General features: G+C 58.5%; 4 protein-coding genes. All 4 read right to left on the reverse strand.

The genetic code is table 11. From position 1 onward, the window contains the following. Positions 1–1,064 precede the first annotated feature (1,064 nt). The 4 genes from AC57B1_RS20240 to AC57B1_RS20255 all read right to left on the reverse strand — a co-directional run bounded on the left by AC57B1_RS20240 (position 1,065) and on the right by AC57B1_RS20255 (position 5,117). The gene (locus AC57B1_RS20240; RefSeq protein ID WP_088176915.1) at positions 1,065–1,505 is read right to left on the reverse strand and encodes a MarR family winged helix-turn-helix transcriptional regulator; all 441 of its coding nucleotides are present in this window, start codon (positions 1,503–1,505) and stop codon (positions 1,065–1,067) included. A gap of 11 nt (positions 1,506–1,516) precedes the next feature. Beyond that, on the reverse strand, positions 1,517–3,424 hold the full coding sequence (locus AC57B1_RS20245; protein WP_088176914.1) for an FAD-binding monooxygenase: 1,908 nt from the start codon (positions 3,422–3,424) through the stop codon (positions 1,517–1,519). 102 nt (positions 3,425–3,526) lie between these two features. Further along, a complete protein-coding gene (locus tag AC57B1_RS20250; protein WP_227471335.1) occupies positions 3,527–3,823 on the reverse strand; it encodes an SDR family oxidoreductase in 297 nt (98 codons plus the stop codon). 178 nt (positions 3,824–4,001) lie between these two features. Beyond that, a complete protein-coding gene (locus tag AC57B1_RS20255) occupies positions 4,002–5,117 on the reverse strand; it encodes an MFS transporter (RefSeq protein WP_227471331.1) in 1,116 nt (371 codons plus the stop codon). Between the last annotated feature and the right edge of the window lie 142 nt (positions 5,118–5,259).

The raw sequence follows: 5,259 nt of genomic DNA on the forward strand, positions 1-5,259 counted from the left end.
ACTCCGCATCCGAGAAGGTGTGCTTCACCTTTTCGCCGTTCTCAATCCGAATCAGATTTTCCAGTTTCATGCGCTCGCTCCTTGGTGAAAAACGCCAGTTGGTGTGAGCGAATAGTAGAAGCTCAACGAATCAGAAAATTATCGACTGCGACAAACTACTCTCGATTTTCGACATGAAGGGTAAACACTCTCATCTGAATTACGGATATCTAACTCTGGAAGCTAGCTCTCTCAAAGCAGAGAGGAATTCGAGTGCAGCAGCTAATTTCGGCGCAGCGAGCGAGCCAGCGAGCCTAGAGCGCATGCTTACACAGAAGGCCATCCGTCCGGATGACTCTCTTTGGCTCACAGTGGTGAGCGAGCGCACCCCTTTCAGCAACGATGAGATTGCGCCGTTCGGAGAGCATGTGCGCCAATGCGTTACGCAGACACCACGTCCAGTCCATGTCGATCCTCGAAAGGCCGTTCCCTCCCGGATGGCCGCATGCTGGTAATCAAGGACAGCGAGGCTCGTTCCCGGCGGCACGGGGACTTAGTCTGCAGCGTCCGTCTGGATAATTGCGTAGCAGAACGGAAATGGCTCGGCCGCCGTGCCTCCGACCCTCTCATTGCGCCGTTCCGGTTCTGCTAACAATCCTCCGGGCTATTGCCGCAACCCCATAAGATCAAATCTGATATCGAGGCGAACTGACGGCTCGCTCGCGTCCTCAGACTTCGAAGGACCGGGATCGATCCAAAGCAGCCGCTAACCCTCGCGCGACTGCAACGACCGCTTCCAAGATACATGCGCTGCTCGCGTCTTTGAGTTGATCGTCGCGTAGCTGGCCTTCAGGCGTCAATTTTCGCTGCCTCAAGGTCTTCCACCAGGTTAACGTTTTCGTTACGGAAAGACACTCTGTATCGAAGGGTTCGGGTCCGATTAAGGAACCCGACTCACCTCCGACTGGCGAGGGCGCCGGGAGTGTGCGGCTATTCATTCACAAAGACATTATAAGAATTATGACCGACTAACCCGTCGGCTTTTTTGAACTGTCGCAACGACACAACCGCGAATAACAAACGCACTATTCCCCCAGCGGCAACAGTGCCAAAAGCAGGCGCCGCAACTCCAGACATTCGCGTGACGTCAATCGCGCGGTGAGAATGCGCTCGACCTCCTCGACCCGTGGACGCAACGTTGCAAGATTTTTCTTGCCTTCGGAGGTAAGGAACAGCACATAGCTACGTTTGTCGACGGGGTCGTCCGAGCGTTCGATCAAGTCATTGCGAACCATGCGCGCGACGAGATCGGCGATGGTCGAACGGTCCACGTCGAGTTCATCGCCGAGTTGTCGTTGATTTATGCCGGGCGTTTTCTGCAAGATTTCGAGCGCCGCGTACTGGACGCTCGTGATCTCGGTGGAGACTTCGCTGAGCCATACCGCTACGTGGCGCTGCTGGGCGCGGCGTACCAGGCTGCCCGTGAATTTCGAAAGCGCTTCGGGGTAGTCGTGTTTGGTTGGCAATTTCTAGGCGTTTAACGAGAAGGTGTGTTCGTTCGGAAAATCGGCCGCAAAAACGCATTCAATTCGGTGTAAGCGTCCAGCGGAAGTACATGCGCGACATACTGGTCCGGACGGACCACGACCAGCGCGCCCCGTTCGCGGTCGATGCCGCGCGCAGTGAAGATATCAGCCGATGCGTCGCTCGTAAACGCCTTCTCGTAGTCGATGAGGCCGTAGCGTCCCTTACGCGGCAGCAGCAACGCGTGCACATCTTCAAGTCGTACTTCGCGATGAGGCTGCTGCAACACTGCGCGCAGATCGAAGACACTATCCACATCGGCATCTTCGGGCGCGACGAGACGCAAAACAGAGTCGGGCGAAGTGGCGAGATGTTCGCACAGCGCAGTAAGTGCGGTTCCGCATGCGTCGGAGAAAGCGTACAGACGCCAGCGACCGTCGGCGCGTGCAACGTGGCCGAGTTGCATCGGCTTTGCATCGGCGAGACGAACGACAGGCGAGGAATGAAAGCGCATGCCGATCGTGAAGCCACTGGCGAGCGATTGATGCGTCGATTCGCCCGTCAACGCGCCCGGGCGATATCGCGCCGCGACACCCGCCGTATAGTGGCCCGCACGCACGAAGTAAGCTTGAAGCTCCGCGGGATCGACACCGCCTGCTTCGGGCCGATTGGGATCTTTCGGCGGCGCGGCCATCATCGCGGACCATTCCTTGTCGAAGTCGATCAGCTCTTGCGCGATGGGCTGGCGTTCATCGGAATACGTGCGCAGGAGGTTGATGTCGCCGACTCCTTGCAGAACGGCGCCAAGCTTCCAGCCGAGATTGAAGCCGTCCTGCATCGAAACGTTCATGCCCTGACCCGCTTTTGCGCTATGCGTATGACAGGCATCGCCGGCGATGAACACCCGTGGCTCGCGGGATGTTCCATCGGCGGCGATAGCGTCGTCGAAGCGATCCGTCAAACGCTGTCCCACTTCATAGACCGAGAACCAGGCGACCTCTTTCACGTCGAGCGAATAGGGATGCAGTATCCGTTGCGCGGTCTGAATGATGCGCTCGACCGTGATCTGTTTGATGGTGTCGCGATTCTCAGGCGTGACTTCGCCAAGATCGACGTAAAAGCGCACGAGATAACCGCCTTCGCGCGGAATGATGAGCAGATTGCCCTTGCTCGCAGATTGAATCGCCGCCTTCAGCCGGATGTCCGGAAAGTCGGTAACCGCGAGCGCATCCATCACACCCCACGCATGATTAGCCGCATCGCCTCGCAGCGTTTGGCCGATCGCCGTGCGCACGTGACTGCGCGCGCCATCGCAGCCAACGACATAGCGCGCACGCACGACGACTTTCTCATCGAGTCGCGCCGCGTCCGTGCGGCGTAGCGTAACGCGCACCGGATACTCGCCCTCGCTATCGCGTTGCACGTCCACGACTTCGAGATCGTAATCCGGCTCGAGCCGTTGCGCGGAACGGCGCATCACATCGAGCAGATAGTCCTGCACGCGCGCCTGATTGACGATGACGTGCGGGAACTCCGACATGCCCGTTTCGGTATCCTGAACACGCCCGGTACGCTTGATCGCGCCACGATCGTTTGCATCGGGTCGCCAGAAGACCGTCTCGTTGACCCAATAGGCTTCGCGCAACAAGCGGTCGCTCAGGCCGAATGCATTGAACATCTCGACCGTGCGGCACGCGACGCCATCCGCTTGCCCCATCAGCAACGGTCCCGAGCGACGCTCGACGATACGCGTCGTGATTGACGGAAACTGCGACAACTGAGCCGCAAGCACGAGCCCGGCTGGGCCGCTTCCGACGATGAGCACATCGACCGTATCGGGCATGTCGACGCGAGGCGCGCCATCGGCGGCAGGTTCGATCATCGGATCGCCGACGCGAAAACCGTTGAGATGAAATTGCATGATGTCTTCCTCCAGTCAGTCTCGATCACCTTGGCGACTAATATACTCCGTACACCAACCATTTAAAAGTACTTCATGTCGTCATAAATGTTTACCCTGATCTCAGGATGCGCTTTGCGAATCTCCGTCGATCGGAATTATTTGCCCGAAAATGGATCGCCCGGCGTCGGATGCCAGAAAAACAGCGAGCGCAGCGATGTCCGCCGGATCGACGAAGTGTCTGATCGACTGATTGGCGAGCGCAGCCGCCTCTTCCTCCGCGACGGTGCGGCCGCTGGCCAATGCACGTCCCGCCAGCACCTGCTGAATACGCGGACCGTCCACGGCGCCCGGCAGGATCGCATTGACCCGTATGCCGAATTCACCCAGCTCACGAGACAAGGTCTTCGCGAATCCGATGAGGCCTCATTCGGTCGTTGCGTGGGACTGCTGTTCGGGTGATCGACTTCGGATACGCGTTGGATCGGGCAAGCGCTCGGACGACTCCCCAAATGTTTTTCGTAGGAAATCGGGGAGTGAACGCCACCGTAACCGCATCGTTGACGTAGCACGTCCACTCCCATAATCAGATACCTGGCTAAATCACCGCTGGAGCCTGCTCGACCGATGATTCACCCCGCACCGCCCGGCGCGTCAGGTTGAACAACAACAGTTCTATTGCGACCAAAACAATGGCAGCATAGCCAATCGCACTGAAGCCGATGAGCTTGACCAGCGTTCCGCCAAGAAACGGAGCGATGGCGGCGCCCACCATGAGCATGGCCGGAGTAGCCGCCACCGCACGACCGGTAGCATCCAGTCGCGCAAGCAGACCAAAGGCATAGGTATGCGTGAACAGAATCGTGAATGCCATCAGCGCCCCTGAAGCGGCAAACAACGGATAACTCCAGGTATGCGTCACGATCATGGAAAACACAGCCTGCATGATCGGCCCGATTGAGATAACCGTTGTGGCCTTTATGCGCTTTTCAAGCAAACCCGCCAACGGCGCCGGAAATAGCGTGACGATGCCATAGATCACGAGCGCCAGCGTCACCAGCTCCCGGCCAAAGCCTCGTGCCATGCCGATTCGCTCGTAAAAGCTGAGCGTCATGGCCTGAGTCATCGCGAGCAATGCGATTCCGATGATCGAATACCAGACCGCCCGAGAAAGCGGCTGCGCTCGCTCGAGAGATCTGTGGCGATCCTCCGCGATCTGCCGGCTCGAACGCGGGAAAAACAGAAGCCCCGTCAAGGCCGCCAGCCCCATGATTCCAGCGAAGACAATGAATAACGTCGCCCCCCCGAACTTGGCCAGTACCCCCGGCGTACCGCCGAAAAAAACGATACCGAATACGCCAATAGCTAGCCCGGCCCATGCGAATACCCGATGAGGATTTAGCGCGCGCCCAATCGTGCCGTGTGTCGAGCTTAACGCGGCTCCTACCGCCAAGCCGCCGGCGAAGTGCAAGGGTGCCAGGGCGACCATGGTCGACTGTCCGAAGCACAGCGCGAAAGCCAACGCCGCCGACGCAAAGCCGATTACAGCAGTCCACTTTGCATTCACGCGAGTGAAGCGGGACGCCAAAAACATGCTGGACAACGATGCGCCAATCAGAAACAGTGTCGGTAGCGTACCAGCCTGTTGGGGATTGAACCGATAGTGCGCGACCAGAGTGCCGACCCATAACGGCAGTGCAATCAAGTCCAACATACCTGCGCAGTGGGACATCATTGGGGTCGCTTGAGAAAACGGAAAATAAAGCACGTTTAGCCGGCGACGCCCTGTCGGAAAGGGCGTGGGCTACGGCGCGGCGAACGCTTCGTCCATCTGGCGGGAGCGTTTAGCCTCGTCG

The organism is Paraburkholderia sp. BGA-UO-ETr-F21 (assembly GCF_059567925.1).